At 68.7% G+C, this 15,965-nt stretch carries 15 protein-coding genes and 1 pseudogene; 4 read left to right on the top strand and 12 right to left on the bottom strand.

The genetic code is table 11. The features are described from left to right. Nucleotides 1–7: 7 nt before the first annotated feature. Both RE421_RS02375 and RE421_RS02380 read right to left on the bottom strand, forming a co-directional pair. Complete coding sequence (locus tag RE421_RS02375) at nucleotides 8–1,462, bottom strand: permease (protein ID WP_309813703.1); 1,455 nt, start codon at nucleotides 1,460–1,462, stop codon at nucleotides 8–10. Further along, complete coding sequence (locus RE421_RS02380) at nucleotides 1,459–2,193, bottom strand: ABC transporter ATP-binding protein (RefSeq protein ID WP_309813709.1); 735 nt, start codon at nucleotides 2,191–2,193, stop codon at nucleotides 1,459–1,461. The genes RE421_RS02375 and RE421_RS02380 overlap by 4 nt, the downstream gene beginning before the upstream one ends. Nucleotides 2,194–2,432: 239 nt before the next feature. Between RE421_RS02380 and RE421_RS02385 the strand changes: the two genes are divergently transcribed. Further along, nucleotides 2,433–2,921 carry a MarR family transcriptional regulator gene (locus tag RE421_RS02385; protein ID WP_309813712.1) on the top strand — a complete coding sequence of 163 codons (489 nt, stop codon included), beginning with the start codon at nucleotides 2,433–2,435 and terminating at the stop codon, nucleotides 2,919–2,921. A gap of 18 nt (nucleotides 2,922–2,939) precedes the next feature. On the opposite strand, the gene RE421_RS02390 is transcribed toward RE421_RS02385, so the two are convergent. Then, nucleotides 2,940–3,992: an endonuclease/exonuclease/phosphatase family protein gene (locus RE421_RS02390; protein WP_309813714.1), complete on the bottom strand. Its 1,053-nt coding sequence runs from the start codon at nucleotides 3,990–3,992 to the stop codon at nucleotides 2,940–2,942. A gap of 80 nt (nucleotides 3,993–4,072) precedes the next feature. Here RE421_RS02390 and RE421_RS02395 point away from each other — a divergent pair, with 80 nt between their 5' ends. After that, nucleotides 4,073–4,528, top strand: a complete 456-nt coding sequence (locus tag RE421_RS02395; RefSeq protein ID WP_309813717.1) for a MarR family transcriptional regulator — start codon at nucleotides 4,073–4,075, stop codon at nucleotides 4,526–4,528. 28 nt (nucleotides 4,529–4,556) lie between these two features. On the opposite strand, the gene RE421_RS02400 is transcribed toward RE421_RS02395, so the two are convergent. The 3 genes from RE421_RS02400 to RE421_RS02410 form a co-directional block, all read right to left on the bottom strand. Continuing rightward, on the bottom strand, nucleotides 4,557–5,000 hold the full coding sequence (locus RE421_RS02400) for a hypothetical protein (protein WP_309813721.1): 444 nt from the start codon (nucleotides 4,998–5,000) through the stop codon (nucleotides 4,557–4,559). Nucleotides 5,001–5,102: 102 nt separating this feature from the next. Next, a complete protein-coding gene (locus RE421_RS02405) occupies nucleotides 5,103–5,843 on the bottom strand; it encodes a ubiquinone/menaquinone biosynthesis methyltransferase (protein WP_309813724.1) in 741 nt (246 codons plus the stop codon). A 629-nt stretch (nucleotides 5,844–6,472) separates the two neighbouring features. Continuing rightward, nucleotides 6,473–7,567: an ATP-binding protein gene (locus RE421_RS02410; protein WP_309813727.1), complete on the bottom strand. Its 1,095-nt coding sequence runs from the start codon at nucleotides 7,565–7,567 to the stop codon at nucleotides 6,473–6,475. 45 nt (nucleotides 7,568–7,612) lie between these two features. Between RE421_RS02410 and RE421_RS02415 the strand changes: the two genes are divergently transcribed. Then, on the top strand, nucleotides 7,613–8,515 hold the full coding sequence (locus tag RE421_RS02415) for an FAD-dependent oxidoreductase (RefSeq protein WP_396134624.1): 903 nt from the start codon (nucleotides 7,613–7,615) through the stop codon (nucleotides 8,513–8,515). Between the two features lie 80 nt (nucleotides 8,516–8,595). On the opposite strand, the gene RE421_RS02420 is transcribed toward RE421_RS02415, so the two are convergent. From RE421_RS02420 to RE421_RS02445, 6 genes and pseudogenes are all read right to left on the bottom strand, one after another. Continuing rightward, nucleotides 8,596–9,717: an L-dopachrome tautomerase-related protein gene (locus RE421_RS02420; protein WP_309813741.1), complete on the bottom strand. Its 1,122-nt coding sequence runs from the start codon at nucleotides 9,715–9,717 to the stop codon at nucleotides 8,596–8,598. 814 nt (nucleotides 9,718–10,531) lie between these two features. Then, nucleotides 10,532–10,666 (bottom strand): hypothetical protein, encoded by a 135-nt coding sequence (locus tag RE421_RS02425; RefSeq protein WP_309813744.1) that lies wholly within the window; start codon nucleotides 10,664–10,666, stop codon nucleotides 10,532–10,534. Between the two features lie 239 nt (nucleotides 10,667–10,905). Continuing rightward, nucleotides 10,906–11,319: pseudogene (locus RE421_RS02430) on the bottom strand (transposase); the annotation flags it as partial. 362 nt (nucleotides 11,320–11,681) lie between these two features. Further along, entirely contained in the window at nucleotides 11,682–12,857 is a 1,176-nt protein-coding gene (locus tag RE421_RS02435; protein ID WP_309813746.1) for a zinc-dependent alcohol dehydrogenase, read from the bottom strand. Nucleotides 12,858–13,224: 367 nt separating this feature from the next. Beyond that, nucleotides 13,225–14,436, bottom strand: coding sequence for a M20 family metallopeptidase (locus RE421_RS02440; RefSeq protein WP_309813749.1), 1,212 nt, complete (start codon nucleotides 14,434–14,436; stop codon nucleotides 13,225–13,227). Then, nucleotides 14,436–15,167 carry a VOC family protein gene (locus tag RE421_RS02445; protein ID WP_309813750.1) on the bottom strand — a complete coding sequence of 244 codons (732 nt, stop codon included), beginning with the start codon at nucleotides 15,165–15,167 and terminating at the stop codon, nucleotides 14,436–14,438. The genes RE421_RS02440 and RE421_RS02445 overlap by 1 nt, the downstream gene beginning before the upstream one ends. On the opposite strand from RE421_RS02445, the gene RE421_RS02450 reads away from it, so the two are divergent. Further along, on the top strand, nucleotides 15,097–15,948 hold the full coding sequence (locus tag RE421_RS02450) for a MerR family transcriptional regulator (RefSeq protein WP_309813754.1): 852 nt from the start codon (nucleotides 15,097–15,099) through the stop codon (nucleotides 15,946–15,948). The genes RE421_RS02445 and RE421_RS02450 overlap by 71 nt on opposite strands. The last annotated feature ends 17 nt before the right edge of the window (nucleotides 15,949–15,965 follow it).

A 15,965-nucleotide genomic window follows, 5' to 3' on the forward strand; every position in this document is an offset into this window, starting at 1 on the left:
CAACAGATCAGCGCTCTGCGAGTACTCCGCGCAGGGTGGGCCGGGAGGCCGTGACGCCCAGCCGGACGAGCAGCACGCCGAGCACCAGGGCCGCAGCCACGAGCGCGATGGACGCGGGGCTGAAGAGCACGGCGGCACCGATCACGGGCAGGGTCGTCACCACGGCGGCCACGAGGGTGAAGACCAGCACGATCCACAGCGGCCCCATCACGGAGCGGCGGCGGATGGCCTCCATGGTCGGCTCGGTCATCCCGAGCCGGCCCAGGCCTCGGTACATCTGGGCACGGTCCAGCACCTGGGCCGCCTGGGTGATGCCCACGGAGCACGCCGTCAGCACGAAGGCGATGAGCATGGTCAGCAGCACTCCGGTCTGCAGGTCGCCGATGAGCACCAGGTCCTCCGGCCGCGCGCCCTCGGCGGAGACGGAGTTCGCCAGGCCCATGCCGGCCCCGCCGACCACGCCGATGTAGGTGGTCACCGCGAGGCCGCCGATCTGCCGCCAGGCCTGCTGCGGGGACTCGAGCACGTTCCGGGCCGCCACGAGCTTCTCGGCGGTCTCCGCGCGGCGCCAGGTGCGGCGGGTCACGAGGCCCACCAGCCAGGGGCCGATGAAGTGCAGGGCCAGCATCGGCAGGCCGAAGCCGACGAGCAGCATGATCAGCACGACGATCAACTCCCCGGCTCCGAAGGCGTTGAGCAGCACCTGGGCCAGCACCAGCCCCACCACCGCCAGCGCCACGCGGACCCAGTGGACGGTGGCGGCCTGCTGCCGTGTCCGCACGCCCAGCGGGGTGATCTCGATGCGCCGCAGCCCGGCCATCGAGCTCGCGGCGGCCATCAGCAGCAGGGCCCCGACCACGGCGAACAGCCAGCCGGTCCCAAGCCACATGCCCTCCAGCCCGATGGGCCGCCCCGCGAACGGGATCAGCCCGACCAGGGGCATGAACACGAGGTACCCCACGACGCCGAGCAGCAGCCCAGCGGCGGCCAGCACCACGGACTCGACCACGGCCAGGGTCCGCACGGTGAGGGTCCCCGCACCCAGCAGGCGCAAGGAGGAGAGCCGTTCGTCCCGGCGCCGGGCCAGCAGCCTCGCGGCGGACCCCGCCAGGCCGACCAGCGGGAACACCAGCAGCATCAGTGCGAAGACGGAGAGGATCAGGTAGAAGCCCGCCAGGTCCCCCGAGATCGTCCAGAACGAGGCGGCGCCGCCGGCCACGAGCAGGGCCAGCGTGCCGACGATCGCGAACGCGGTGACGGGCAGTCCCCAGACCTGGCGGTCGGCGAACAGCTTGCCCAGGAACAGCCTCAGCACCGCGGCGGTGCCGGCGGTGGGCCTCCGGCCGGTGCCCGACGGCGGCCGGTCGGGGAGCGCGCCCAGGTCACCGTCCGGCGCCGCGCCGGAACGGGTGACGGGACGGGCGCCCGGTTGGGTGACGGGTTGGGTGGTCTCGTTCCTCATCGCACGCCTCCGGTGGTGGCCGCGGCCGAGTCGGCGACGATCCGGCCGTCCTGCACTCGCACGAGGCGGGAGCAGCGGTCCGCGGTCGCCTGGTCGTGGGTGACCATCACGAGGGTGCGTCCGCGGCCGACGGTGGAGTCGAGCAGGGCGCCGAGCACCGAGGCGGAGGTCGCGGAGTCCAGGGCGCCGGTGGGCTCGTCGGCGAACACCACGTGCGGGTCCGCCACCTGGGCACGGGCGATGGCCACGCGCTGGGCCTGTCCGCCGGAGAGCTCGCCGAGGCGGCGGGTCTGCATCCCGTCCAGCCCGAGGGCGGCCAGCCACTGGGCGGCATGGGACTCGGCGCCCGAACGGGGCACGCCGGAGAGCATCAGCGGCAGGGCGACGTTCTCCACGGCCGTCAGCTCGGGCAGCAGCAGTCCGTCCTGGAAGACGAAGCCGAGGCGTTCGCGGCGCAGCTTCGCGCGCGCCTCCTCGTTCAGGGAGGTGACCTCGACGGCTTCGGTGCCGGCCCCAGTGAACTGGACGGAGCCGGCATCGGGCGTCAGGATCCCGGAGAGGATGTGCATCAGGGTGGTCTTGCCGGATCCGGAGGGTCCCATGATGGCCACGGACTCCCCCGGCTGGACGGTGAGGTCCACGCCGTCCAGCGCGTGGGTGGTGCCGTAGGACTTCCTCAGGCCCCGGGCGGCGAGGATAGGTGCGTGCAGGAGTGCGGGTCGGTTCATCATGCCTCCACTCTCGCCGCGACGGCCCCGTCCCGTCGTCGGTCCCGGCTCCGATCCCGGGCGGTGCCGGGTCCACCTGCAGGATGACTCCGCCGATCCCGACCACGAAGGTCAGGGGCCTCCCTGGTGCTCCCGTGCCCCGCCGCTCGCCCTCGACCGTTCCAGCCGAGGACGCCGCGCCATTGGATATTGACTTTCTGGAAAGGTATTCTGGGAGAAGGCGTACGAGGAGGGGACGGACCATGAGCGAGCAGCAGACCGGCCGGCCGGGCGCCGGGCCGAGCACTGACGATCACGCCGTGGAACTCTGGGGCCGCGTGATCAACGGCTTCGAGGTGACCAACCGCCGCATCCACGCGGCCATCAACCAGGAGTTCTCCCTCACCGAGGCGGAGGTCCAGGTCCTGCTGAACCTGCACCGCCAGCCCGAGCACCGCGCGCCGATGGCCAAACTGGCCCAGGCGGCCTCGTTCTCCACCGGCGGGTTCACCAAGCTCGCGGACAAGCTCACCCAGCGCGGATACGTCTCGCGCGCCGCCTGCGCGGATGACCGGCGGGTGACCTTCCTCGAATTCACCGCGGAGGGGCGGGAGGTCGCCGACCGCCTGACCGCGCTGACGGCGCGCACCAACCACGAGGTCTTCATCGACGTCCTCGGCGAGGAGCGGGCCGCGCTCGTCGCGGAGGCCATGACCGAGCTGTTCCGCGCCAACTCGCCGGCCGTGGACTGAGCTCCGGCCGGATACGCCCTACCCTCCGTCCGTCGAGCCGCCCGCCGTCACCGTGGTGAGGATGCCCCGGTGGTCCGTTCCGGGCAACGTCAGCCGCCGGTAGTCCTGCGGCACCAGCCCCCGCAACAGCACGTGGTCGATCTGGGTGAACGGCGGGACCCAGGAGCCCACCGGCCACGTCGGACCCGGCCAGGGTCCGCCCACTGCCGCCGCCGGGGTGAACCCCTCGGCCAGGGCCCGGAACTGGGGATGGGCCCCGCTCGCGTTGAAGTCCCCGGCCAGCACCAGGGGCAGGTCCGCCCGCCCCGACTGCCAGCCGTCCAGGCCACGCAGGGTCTCATCCCAGGAGGGCACGAAGTCCGGCCCGACCGGCGGAACGGGGTGGATGCCCACCACCCGCACCGGCCCCAACCCTGGATCCTGCACCACCGCGACCGGCTGATCGAAGTGGCGGTAGCCGGCGAACCGCGGTGCCACGCCCTCGGACCGCAGCGGGTGGGCGGACAGGATGACGGCGCCGCCCGCCGGCCCGCCCTGGGGGTCGTCCGGGATCTCGGCCGTGCGGTGCGGCAACCCCTCCAGCGCGCCTCGGGCCCGCAGGTCCCCGACCAGCCCCTCGTCCGCCTCCAGCAGGACGAGGACGTCCACCCCGTACTCCTCGATGGCCGCGGCCAGCGCCGTGGGGTCCACGCCGGCGTACTCCGTGTTCAGGCTCAGCAAGGTGAGCTCCTCGGTCCCGTCCGATGCCGCCGATCCCGCGGGCGACGCGGGCGGCGCGGGCGGGGCCATCGGCACCAGGGCCGGCACCAGTCCGGCCACCGCCCCGGCCCCCAGGACCAGCGCGGCCCAGCGCTGGCGCGCCACGGTCAGCACCACGGCGCCCACCGCGGCCACCAGGCTCAGCACCGGGACCAGGGACTGCAGCGGCGCCACGAACCAGGGGACGGTGATCGCCGGATGGGGCAGCACCGCCAGGCCCAGGGCGAGCACCGCGCAGGTGACCAGGGCCGCGGTCCGGACGCGCCGCCGTCGGGACCTCCGGCCGTCAACCGCCCGCGAGGGCACCGCCATGCCGCCTCCTTCCACCGCGCCCCTGAAGGAAGCGGGCCGCCACGCGCCCACATGCCGGGCACATCAGGCATCCTAGAGGCATGCCCGCGCCGACCCCCGCCACCGACCCCCTGGCCCTCGAGAGCCAGATCTGCTTCGCCCTGTCCGTGGCCTCCCGCGGGGTGATCGCCGCCTACCGGCCCGTGCTCGAGCCGCTGAGGCTGACGCACCCGCAGTACCTCGTGATGCTCGCACTCTGGCAGCACGCGCCGCTGTCCCTCAAGGCGCTGGCGGGGCGGCTGCACATGGAGCCGGCCACCCTGTCCCCGCTGACCCGGCGCCTGGAGGCGCTGGGCTACCTCCGCCGGGACCAGGATCCCGACGACGGCCGCGGACTGGCGCTCTGCCTCACCGAGCAGGGGCGCGCGCTGCGCCGGCAGGCCGAGCAGGTTCCCGTGGAGATGATGCGGCGGCTGCAGATGGACGAGGGTGAGCTGCGCGATCTGCACCGGATCATGACGAGGCTGATGGAGCGCGTGTACCCCGAGGCGGAGTAGCGCCGCCGCCGGAACCGGGGTCCTCCGGTCAGTCGTCGGTCCGCGGCGTGGGGTCCTTGGACGCGGGCGGGTCGTCAGGCTGCGGCGTCCGCGGGACGGGCTGCACGGTCTGCTCCGGGTCCACGGGGTTCCCCTGTTCATCCACCATGATGTAGCGGTAGCCCTCCTGGAACGGCTTCGGGGGCTGGCCGTGGTGGGTCAGGAACTCGGACTTCTCCGCCTCGGGCGCATCGGCGTCCCCCGCCGCGCGCCTCACGGCCGGTGGCGGCTGCTCGCCCCGGGCCCGGTAGGCCGCCGCGATCCGCTGGGCCCGCTCCACCCTGAGCCCCTCGCGCGGGTTCAGGCCGGACTGGCGGCTGGCGGGGCCGTAGACGTCGTTCGCGGCGTAGCGGATCCGCCAGAGCAGGCGGTATCCGAGGGACAACCCGGTGTTGTCCCTCACCACTGGATGGACCTTCTCGTTCTCATGCATGGCGTACCTCCGAGGTCGCGCCGACGCCGGGGCACCGGCCGTGCCTCCAGCGTAGATCGGCCGCCGGGGAAGGTGAACGGCCCGTGCGCCGCGGTGGGGAGGTCAGCGGGGCTTGGTGGCCCAGTGGATGGCGAGGGTGCCGAACAGGTGCGTCTCGTGGCCGACGTCCTCGAAGCCGGCCTCCTCGAGCAGGTCCTGGATCTGCGCCGGGGTCTTGAAGCCGCGGGAGGTGGCCGAGAGGTACTCGTAGGCCTCCGGGTCCCGCGTGATCAGTTTGGAGATCTGCGGCACCACGTACTTGATGTAGGCGGTGGAGAAGGGCTTGATGAGGTTGTCCGGGGCCGGCGAGGTCTCCAGGGCCACCATGCGGCCGCCGGGCTTGAGCACGCGGAACTGCTCGGCCAGCGTGGTGGGGATATCCGCGACGTTGCGCAGCAGGTAGCCGTGGGTGACCGCGTCGAAGGTGCCGTCCGCGAACGGGAGGTCCATGGCGTCGGCCTCGACCCAGTCGACCTGCTCCCCGCCGGGCCGGCGCTTGCCGACCTCCATCATCTCGGGGGCGAAGTCCGCGCCGGTGATCGTGGCGCCGTAGTGCTGCCGCAGCACCTCGAAGGCGATGTCCCCGGTGCCGGTGGCCAGGTCCAGGACCACGGGGGCGTCCGGCAACTCGGCACGCTGCACCGTCCTCCGCACGAAGCGGGGCTCCTGTCCCCACGTCATGACGAGGTTCATCAGGTCATAGCGGCCGGCGATGCCGTCGAACATCGAGGCGACCTGGGTGCCGTGGTCGGCCCCGTGCTCGTCGGGGCGGGGGGTCTCGGCGGCTGGCTGGTTCGTGCTCACCCGCTCCACGGTAGTCGGTCCGCCACCAGCAGCCCGCACGGAGCAAGCGCCGGCGTTGAGCCGGCCAGGGAGTCCCCCGTCCGGCACGCTAGGACCCCGCTGGTCAGCTCACGACATCCGGGACCGTACCCGCCATGGGCACCCCTCTCCTGGGGAGTGTTCGGAGTGCACACCACGACCGCCTATGCTGCACAGCGCCCCGCGGTGAGTCGGTCCTGACATCTCCCCGGACGCGTCGGGTGGTCGGCCACCGACCTGACCGCCACCGCAGCGCCGGCTCTACCTTCCCGCCGGTCTCGCCATTGAGCTCCAGCAGAACACCGCCACCGTTCCTCAGAGTCACAGTGAGCGGGAAAGCTACGATGCCGAAGGATCGGCCAGGACACACACTATCTTGACCTCGGTGGACCCCGAATCCCCGTGTAAGGAGTGGGCGAATTCTCGTCTCCGGGGTGTCAAGGTGGGTATACCCGTGCCCCAGTAGTGTTTGACCATATGGCGTGCGGTGGACAGAAGTGTCCCATGGTCACTGACATGGAAACAGCTTCGAATGACCTAAAGGCCGAGAACGGAGATTATGACAAAACTGCAGGTCAAGCGCTATTTTCTGCCGACAGTTTGCCCGTTCATCAGTTGCGGAGGTGCTCCCTCAGGCCCGGGATGGCGAAGTCGACGAGGCCGTGTCCGGCTGGTTCGATCAGGCCGGCGTCGATGAGGCGTGCGCGGTAGTTGCCCACCGTGTTGCGGGCGTCGCCGAGTCGTTGGCCAATATCGGAGGTCCTGGAGGGTCCGTCGTCTTCGGCCATGGCTCGTAGGAACTCCATGTCCTTGGGCGAGGTTGACGCCAGGGCGGCACCGATGACCATGCGGGTGTTGCGACGGCGTGCAGCGGCCACGGCCACCTTGACGTCATCCGCAGTCAGCGGTCGGTCTGTGGACTCGGCGACCTGCCAGAGGTGGTAGCCGACCAGCTGGATCAGGAACGGATACCCGCCAGTGGCCTCGGCTGCGGTGCGCAACAGGCCAGCGTCGATTGGGTACGGCGCTGAGACGAAGACCGCCTGGTAGGAGGCCTCGACCTCGTCGATGGCTGCGGCGTGCAGGTCGATCCGGTCGGCGCGGCGCAGGAACGTGGCCACGCCTTCGTCCAGCAGATCCGATACGGCGGCTGGCAGGCCGGCGAATACCAGGGCCACCGGTAGGCCGGCCCGGATAAAGTGCTGCACTGACGCGGCCAGTTGGGCTAGCTCGTCCCGGTCGGCGCCGTGGATCTCATCCAGGGTGATGGCCAGCCCCGTCCCCTGGGTGTCCAACAGCTTCAGTAGCTGCTCCCCCAGTTGGCGCCAGCCGGCCTGCTGCTCCGGGGGCAACTCGGTGTGCACCGAGAATCCACCCAAGCCCAGCCCTGTAATGCGGCGGGCGGTCGGGCCGGCGCCGAGTTCCTCAAGGAAGGGCCGCATCGCCTCCCCGATTCGTCCCAGGAAGCCTCGAGTGGCGGTCTCCGAGACCACTGCCCAGCCAGCCTGGCGGGCGGCATCCTCGGCCTCCCCGAGCATTACGGTCTTGCCGACGCCTCGCGCCCCGGTGAAGATGGTCAGTAAGCCCGGGGCTCCGGAGCGGATCCGCAACCCGTACTCGAACTCATCCAGCAGGCCCGCGCGGCCGACCAACTGAGGCGGATCGGCCCCCGCCGTAGGGCGGAACGGATTCAACTGAATACCCACGGACCCTCCGGTGAACGTTTGTGTACCTTGTGAACTTCAATGTACATGGTGAGCGTTAGTGGCCGGGGAGCACCGCGGCGCCAGCCCCTACCCTGGCGACTTCTGGTCGGCATTGTGAAGCAACTACGCCCCTCCAGTTGCATGGCAATTATCGATTTCGCGGCGGTCGCTCGCGCGCTCATAGACGATATCGAGCGCGCCGGGGGACGAGTGCTACTGGGCGCCGAAGTGACCTCAATTGCCAACGGAGAACAAGGCTGTTCAGTAACCGTGGAGCGCGGCGGGGAGCAAACCTCACACACTTTTGATCACCTCATCGTCTGTGCAGGACTGCAGTCCGACAGGATCGCCCGCATGGCCGGTGGAGCCGCCTACCCCAAGATCGTGCCGTTCTTCGGCCAGTACTCCCAGCTGGCTCCGGAGCACCGCACCATCCTTAACGGCCTCGTCTACCCAGTGCCGGACCCGGCATATCCTTTCCTCGGAGTCCACCTAACTAAGCGGGTAGACGGAGAGATGCTCGTCGGCCCCAACGCGTTCCTTTCCTTCGGGCGGGAGAACTACAGCGGATGGCGCATCGGTCTCAAGGACAGCCTCGAAGTTGCAGCTAGCCCCAGCTTCTGGAAGTTCGCCGGCCAGAACAGGCAAGCCGCTGTCCAAGAAGTTGGCGCAGTTCTCTCCCGCAAGAAGTTCTTAGCCGGTGCTGCCGACTATGTGCCCAGCCTGAAGGGAGCCACCTCCACACCCATCACCCGCGGCATCCGCGCCCAAGCCATGGACCGGCAGGGTCAACTCCTCGACGACTTTGTCATCGAGAACATCGGTAGCGCCACCCTAATGCGCAATGCGCCCTCGCCCGGAGCGACTTCATCCCTGGCAATCGCCGAACACCTCGTGGAGACAATGGGCAAGCACCTCCGCTTTACGAACGTCACCTCCCATGGGTGAGATGAGATGGGGGTGGAAGGCGGCTGAGGGATCAGGTGAGTTGCTTGTGCATGGCTGCATCCAGTTCCGTCCCGCTGTGGTCAGCGCAGCAGGACGGGTTGGGCGTCGATGCGGGTGCGGAAGAGGGTGTAGGGCTTGACCCGTTCATCCTGCCCCTGCCGGTAGTCGGCCTGGCGGTGGAGCTGGTTCGCGGTGATGTAGAGGTAGCCGTCGGCCGCGACCGAGAGCGTGTCCGGCCACAGCAACCGAGGGTCGCTGACCACGGTCTCCCACGCCCCGACGGTGTCGACCCGACGCCGCAGCACCGCGTTGTGCTCGTAGTTCGTCGCATACACGTTGCCCTGTGCGTCGGACTCCAGGCCGTCGCCGGCCCCGCCCTTGTCGCCTTCATCATGCACGGTCGCGGCCACCGCCGCCTCATCCAGGGCTCGGTCCACCAGCGCGTCGGTAGCCACACTGTAGAGCCGCCGGGATGCCAGCGGGCAGTAGTAGAGGCGGGCGCCGTCGGCGCCGATGGCGATTCCGTCCGCGCCCATCGCGATCGCCGGCGCCACGGTCCCGTCCTCCTGGCGGGCGACCACCGGGCGGCACTCGACAACCGGCATGAAGTCTGTGAGCGGCTCGGCCTTCGTGGAGGGGTGCTCGTGCAGCCGCCGCCAGCTCTGACCGGTGGCCAGGTCCACCACCACCAGCGCGTTGGGTCCCTGGTCGGAGGAGTCGGTGAGGTAGGCGACGCCCTCGGCTCCGCGGCGCAGGTCGAAGCGCACGTCGTTGAGGTAGCTGGTGGGCAACGCGACATCCTGGGGGAACAGGATGGTCTTGACCACTGTGTCGCTGGTCAGGTCGACGCAGACGAGCTTGGGCCCGCCGTAGGTCGTGGGCTTGAATAGCGGGCTTCCGGTGTCCAGGATCCACAGCCGGTCGGCAGGGTCCACCACCACGCTCTGCACCGAGACCAGGGTGTTCGCCAGGTCGTCGGAATCGGTGCGATTGATGGCCTCGTTCGGGTAGGCCACCGCCTCGCCGTCGCGAATTTCGGCCACCGTGAAGGCGACGTCATCGCCCCACTTCGGGTAATTGACGAAGATCCGCCCCCGGTGCGAGACCGTGACGCCGGTGAGCATGGCGCCGTGGAAATGGGCCACCTCCTCCAGCTCGCCCACCGGCTGCTCCGCGGGCAGGCCTTCCGATCGATTCTCCATCACATCGCTCCTGTCAGTCGGGTTCGTGCTCGAAACGGTACACCGGGTTCCCGGCCGCCGGGGCGGGAGCCTTCGGGCAGGACCAGTTCTGCCCGGCAGTCCCAGTGGGTTGCGGTGTGCGGTGCCCAGGACCCCGGTGCATGGAGAGCCTCCGTCCAAGTCACGTAAGGGGAGTGGTGCGCCGGTCAGCTGGTCCGGGCCACGGCGCTGAGCAGGGTGACCGCGACCGCGTCCTCGACGACCGCGACGACGGGATCGGGCAGGCCAGTTCTCTCGTCCACGGCCTTGTGGGTGTGGTAGCCGAGGTAGTTGCCGACCAGGCGCCGGCTGCTGCGAAGGCTGCCCCTTCTGCCACGTCACGCGTGCCTGGACGCGTGCTTCCCAGCACTGCTCCGGCGAGGGTGTCGGCCGCTACCCGGCCCACCAGTCCCCCGTCGGTCCGGGACAGCTGCACGATCAGGTCGAGCCGTGACTGGGTGTTGGGCAGCTTGTCGGCGACGAACTCCGCCACCGCCAAGGCGATCAGCAGCCGCCGTCCCCAGATGCTGCGGAACACCGGCCAGCGCTTCCACCCACCCTGGAACGAAGGCGTGTCGTAGTTCAGCGCCAGGAGCGCCAAGGGAGGCCAGGACCGAAGGCCACCGCCGAAGCCCAGGACCAGAGCACGCAGGAGGACGGGCGGGCGAGAAGAACCGAACACGGGTACGTCTTTGGGTCCTACCATCTCTCACCTCCTGTTGCCCGGCCGGCTGGATCGTCGCTTCCGTGCCGGCCCGGTCAGGCCGACGGTGGCGCTGCGGGGCGCGGTGTCGCGTCACCCCCCGGGCTGGAAGACGGCCCGGACGCAGCCGTCTTCCTTGTTCTTGAACATGTCGTAGCCGCGCGGGCCCTGGGCCAGCGGCATCACGTGGGTGGCCAGGTGCTCGGTGGTGAGCTCCCCGCGGGCCATGTGCTCAAGAATCTGCGGGATGTAACGGTGACCGTGCTGCTGAGCGCCACGCAGTGTGAGGGCCTTGTTCATCACCGCGCCCAAGGGGAACTTGTCCGGCTCTTCACAATCCAGGGTGTAGCAGTGGCCTGAATCCGCCGGACTCCAGCAAGGATCGGGCGATGTAGTTGGTGAGGTTTCGGAACCCGAGGGCGGATCCGCGGAGGTGCTCGAGTCGTCCGTTGAATCTCCTATGTCTGTCAAGCCCCGGTGAGCTCATTCTGAGCGGCGGTGTTGAGGCGGCGGTAGATGTCGCGGGCGAGGTAGCGCTTGAGGCAGCGACGGATCTCCCGGAGGGTGCGCCCTTCGGCGGTACGGCGCTCGACGTAGGCGCGGGTTCGCGGGTCCATTCGCATGCGGGTGACGACGGCCATGTGGAGTGCTCGGTTGAGGCGCCGGTCGCCACCCCGGTTGATCCGGTGCCGGACGGTGTTGCCCGATGACGCGGGGATGGGGCTGGTTCCAGCGAGGCTGGCGAACGCGGACTCGGATCGAATGCGGCCCAGGTGTGACCACGCGGTCAGCGCGACGGCGGCGGTGACTGGGCCGATGCCGGGCTGGTTGAGCAGGCCACCGGCGGGGCTCTGCCGGACCAGGTCCGTGATCCGCGTGGTCTAGGGGGCGGAGCAGACGGGATAAGTCCCGGGATGCTTCATTAGGCCGAATGGGTTCTGAATCCGCACTCAGTTAATGGCCAATAACCCAGAGTATGTCTTGATGGAGGCGTGGACGATTCCAGACGTCGTAGCCGTTGTCCCTGGCCCACTGGCGGATCTCCACCGCCGGGTGGCGTGGCACCGACGGAGCGAAGGGCCGGGACGAGAGAGTGTTCTTACTGTTCCCCTCGGCTCATTCATCGTCCGTGCAGACGACCTCTGAAACTGACAACACGGTCGGCTGTGTCCCAGTGAGTGCGTTGGTCCATGACGCACCGGAGCCCGGCCCTCAGGGGCCGGGCTCCGGCGCGGGTCCGGGACTATGGCTTGAGGACGGCCTTGATGCAGCCGTCTTGCTTCTTCTGGAACTTCTCGTACATCTCCGGGGCCTCGTCCAGCGACGCGGTGTGTGTCTTGAGGTCCAGGACGCCGAGCGGGTCCGAGGGGTCATCGACCAGCGGCAGCAGGTCCTCGGTCCACCGTTTCACGTTGCATTGGCCCATGCGCAGCTGGATCTGCTTGTCGAACATCGTGAGCATCGGCAGGGGGTCCTTCATGCCGCCGTACACCCCGCTGATCGAGATCGTCCCGCCGCGCCGGACGGCGTCGATGGCGGTGTACAGCGCGGCGAGCTTGTCCACCCCGGCAGTCTCCATCGCCTTGCGGCCCAGCGGGGACGGCAGCAGCCCCACCGCTTGGTGGGCCACACCGGCCACGGGTGAGCCGTGGGCCTCCATCCCGACCGCGTCCACCACGGAATCCGGACCGCGGCCGTCCGTGAGGTCCTTCAGTCGCTCCGCTACGTCGCTGGAGGAGTCCAGCGTCTCGATGCCGTGGCGTTCGGCCATGGCCCGCCGCTCGGCGACCGGGTCCACCGCGAACACCCGGTAGCCCAAGTGCCGGCCGATCCGGGCGGACATCTGACCGATCGGGCCCAGGCCCAGAACGGCCAGGGAGCCGCCCTGAGGAGGCGCAGCGTACTGCACGGCCTGCCACGCGGTCGGCACAACGTCGGAGAGGTACAGGTAGCGCTCGTCCTCACCGGTGTTCGGGACCTTGATGGGTCCGTAGTCCGCGTGCGGGACGCGCAGGAACTCGGCCTGCCCGCCGGGCACCGAACCGTAGAGGCGGGAATAGCCCAGGAAGACTGCACCGCTATTGTACTCCCGGACCTGGGTGGTCTCGCATTGGGACTGCAGGCCCTGCTTGCACATGAAGCAGTGGCCGCAGGAGACATTGAAGGGAATCACCACGCGGTCCCCGGCCTTGATCTGGGTGACGGCGGAGCCGACCTCCTCCACGATCCCCATGGGCTCGTGGCCGATGATGTCGCCCTTGTCCATGAACGGGGTGAGCACCTCGTACAAGTGAAGGTCCGACCCGCAGATGGCGGTCGAGGTGATCCGCACGATCGCGTCCGTGGACTCCTGGATCCGGGGATCCGGAACCTCCTCAACGCTCACCGAGCGCTTTCCCTGCCATGTCAGAGCCTTCATCTGTCCTCCTTCTCAGGGCCGCCACCCCGTCCGCAACGACAGCCTGCTGATCTATTAGGTCAAACCGAACCTACTACTGGGACCGCCCGATAAATAGTGTGTGGGTCCGGCGGTTTTAGTCAGTGCGTGGTTCTCTCGAACTGTCCGGCGCAGGTGATCGCGAGCATGGTGCGCGGACCTCCGCCTCATCACCCAGCGTGCCCGGCCGCCGCTGGTCGGACCGAGTGACCGAATGACGAGGTATAGACATTTCAGCGTCACCGCCTCGGTCGGGAAGTGTCCAACTGGGTATACCTGTCCCGCAGATGTGTCAGATGACATGGTGTTCAGGAGACAGATGTGTCCAACAGCCACCTGTCTGGACACGCTAGGTGGTATGAGTTGCGGGTTCCGAGGAACGGTGGGTAGTGGCGTCGATCCCTAGCCTGCCAAAGACCCAGTCGACGACGAGCCGAGCGGTGGGAGCCAAGACGGATTCGTCGAAGGTCGCGTTCGCGGAGTGATTTGACGGCGAGGTAGCCGGGTCGCCCGTCGTGGCGCCAATCAGAAGGAAGACCCCGGGAATTTCCCTCAGGAACCAGGAGAAATCTTCCGAGATCGCCAGGGGCTGGTCCAGCTCCGCGACCCGGCCCGGTGCGATCTGTCGCAGGCGCTGCAGTTCCGATACCTCGGTTTTGGTCGGAATGGTGTCGCGAAGGGCCCGGACGTCGACATGCACGTCGTGGGTGAGAGCCGTCGCCTTCGCAAGATCACGCACGGCCTGCTCGACCGTGACCGTTGTTCCATCATCGAAGGTCCGAATGACACCCCCCAGCTCGGCGATGTCGGGGATGACATTGCGAGCGGTCCCGGTCTGGAGACTGCCGAACGAGAGGACGGCGGGCTCGAAGGCCGACACCCTCGAGGGCAGCAGCGCAGGGGTGGAGGAGACGAGGTCTGCTGCCGCGACCAGAGGGCTGCGTGCCAAATGTGGTGCTGAACCATGGCCCCCGCGCCCCGTGATGGTGATATCCAGCAGAGTGGATCCGGCCAGCACGGCGCCCGGGCGTGAGACGATGGCACCGAGGGGCAGGTGATGGGCGAGCACGTGCAGGCCCAGTGCTGCGACCGGGCGCTGCCCGAAGGCGTGCAGGACTCCTTCGCGAAGCATCAACTGTGCCCCTCCGTGGCCTTCTTCCCCGGGCTGGAAAACGAAAAGGGCATTGCCCTTGAGCTCGGCTCGGCGCCGCTGGGTCTCCAGAGCTGCATGTAGCACCACTGCCATGTGGAGGTCGTGGCCGCAAGCGTGCATCGCCCCGTTGTCGGCAGCGAAGGGCAGGCCGGTCGACTCCGCCACGGGTAGGGCGTCCATGTCCGATCGCACCAGGACCGCGTCGGTGTCACTGGACGCCGCACCTCCGCGCACGATCGCCACGATCGAACTCAGTTCATCCCCGACGCGGTATTCGATGCCGGCGGCCTCGAGGCGTTCGAGTAGGTAGGCCTGGGTGGCCGGTAGGACGAGCCCGACCTCCGGCATAGCGTGGAGGGCGCGGCGGGTGGCCAAGAGAGTGTCGTTCAGGAGATCTTCGTGCTGCATCAGAGAGTCCTCAGGCATTCTTCGTTGAGTAGCAGGTGGAGCCCGTCCTGCCGGGTGAGTTCGAGCTCGTGAATCGTGCCTCGAGGGGTGCCCTCGACCAGCTCGACGCGGGTGTCCCCCCGTGGCGCTGTTTCGAGTCCGATGGGCAGGGCCGCCCCGCCGACGCGCAAGGTTGAGGCGTGCCAGTGGGGTTCCCCGGCCTCCAACGCCCCCGGTGTGCCCTGACCAGGTGCCCGATATAGGAAGAACGGTCGGCCGGGCTCACTCTTGGCCTCATCGAGCCCGAACAGCATGACGTCGACACCATTGCGAGTGAGCCGCTGCCCTTCAACACTGGGTGACTCCGTGACCGCGACAGCCCATCCGCCTAGGGCCCGACCTTGTTCGAGCGCTTCGAGGACGAGGAGGCCGAAGCCGTGCCCGCGTGCTTCCGTCTCATCGATCACGGTCACCAGTTCGAGGTAGCTGTGTCCCAGGGGCACGATGGCGTTCTGTGTGCCGGCTCCGTCATGGCGGCCCCCGCCCCTAGCCTCGAAGCCCCAGTGCTGCTTGACGTTGTGCACCGCTCCTGCAAGGTTCGACACGGCAACGACGATATGATCAAAACGCACATCCATCGGCGATAAGCCCTCTGCTTTCAATTGCGCAAGGTCCTTCCAAATGACTCCACCTGCTGCACTGCCCGCTGAGGCGGCGACGCCAGATGCTGCCGCGTCACCGATCCTGCGCATCGGTCATGTCTCGCGGATGGTCGGGGTCTCGCCTTCCACGATCCGCCTGTGGGAGCAGGAAGGCCTGATCGCTCCGGCCCGCACGGATTCGGGACAGCGACGCTACTCGATGGTCGACGTCAAGCGCTTGGAGCAGGCGAAGCGGTTGATGTCTGGCGGGCAGATGACTCTCGCCGGGGTGCGCGGGGCGTTGGAAAACACAGCCCCGTTGAGTTCTGATTCCCCCGATACCGGAACGAAGGCCGAGGTCGGCGTCCGTGTCAGGCTCGCCCGGCTGGCGGCGGGACTGTCGCTGCGGGAACTGGCCCAGCGGATCGAGATGAGCCCCTCTGCCGTGAGCGCCTTCGAACGCGGTGTCAGCCAGCCGAGCATCGGCAGGATCTCCCAGATCGCTCACGCTCTGGGTGTCACGGTGCCTGAACTGCTCGGCATGCCGCCGGTCAGCGACCAAATCGTCGTCCGCCGAGACCAACGCGAACGGCTCCCGCTCCAGGTTGAGGGGGTCCTCATCGAGAATCTGTACTCGTCCGCAACCGCGCTGCAGTCCCAGATGGTGACCGTTCAGCCCGGGTGCGGCAGTGGTGAGCCGATGGTTCATGCCGGCGAAGAGTTCCTGACCGTGGTGGAAGGGCAGATCGAGATTATCCTCGACGCCATTGAGCGCTACACCCTTGAGGAGGGCGATTCGATGAACTACGCCAGCACGCGGCCCCACAGCTACCACAACCGCAGCGACCGGCCCGCTCGGGTCGTGTGGGTGAACACGCCGCCGACGTTCTGACCGGTCGCTGCAGTTGA

Source organism: Citricoccus sp. I39-566 (genome assembly GCF_031432995.1).
In the GTDB taxonomy this organism is placed as follows: domain Bacteria; phylum Actinomycetota; class Actinomycetes; order Actinomycetales; family Micrococcaceae; genus Citricoccus; species Citricoccus nitrophenolicus_A.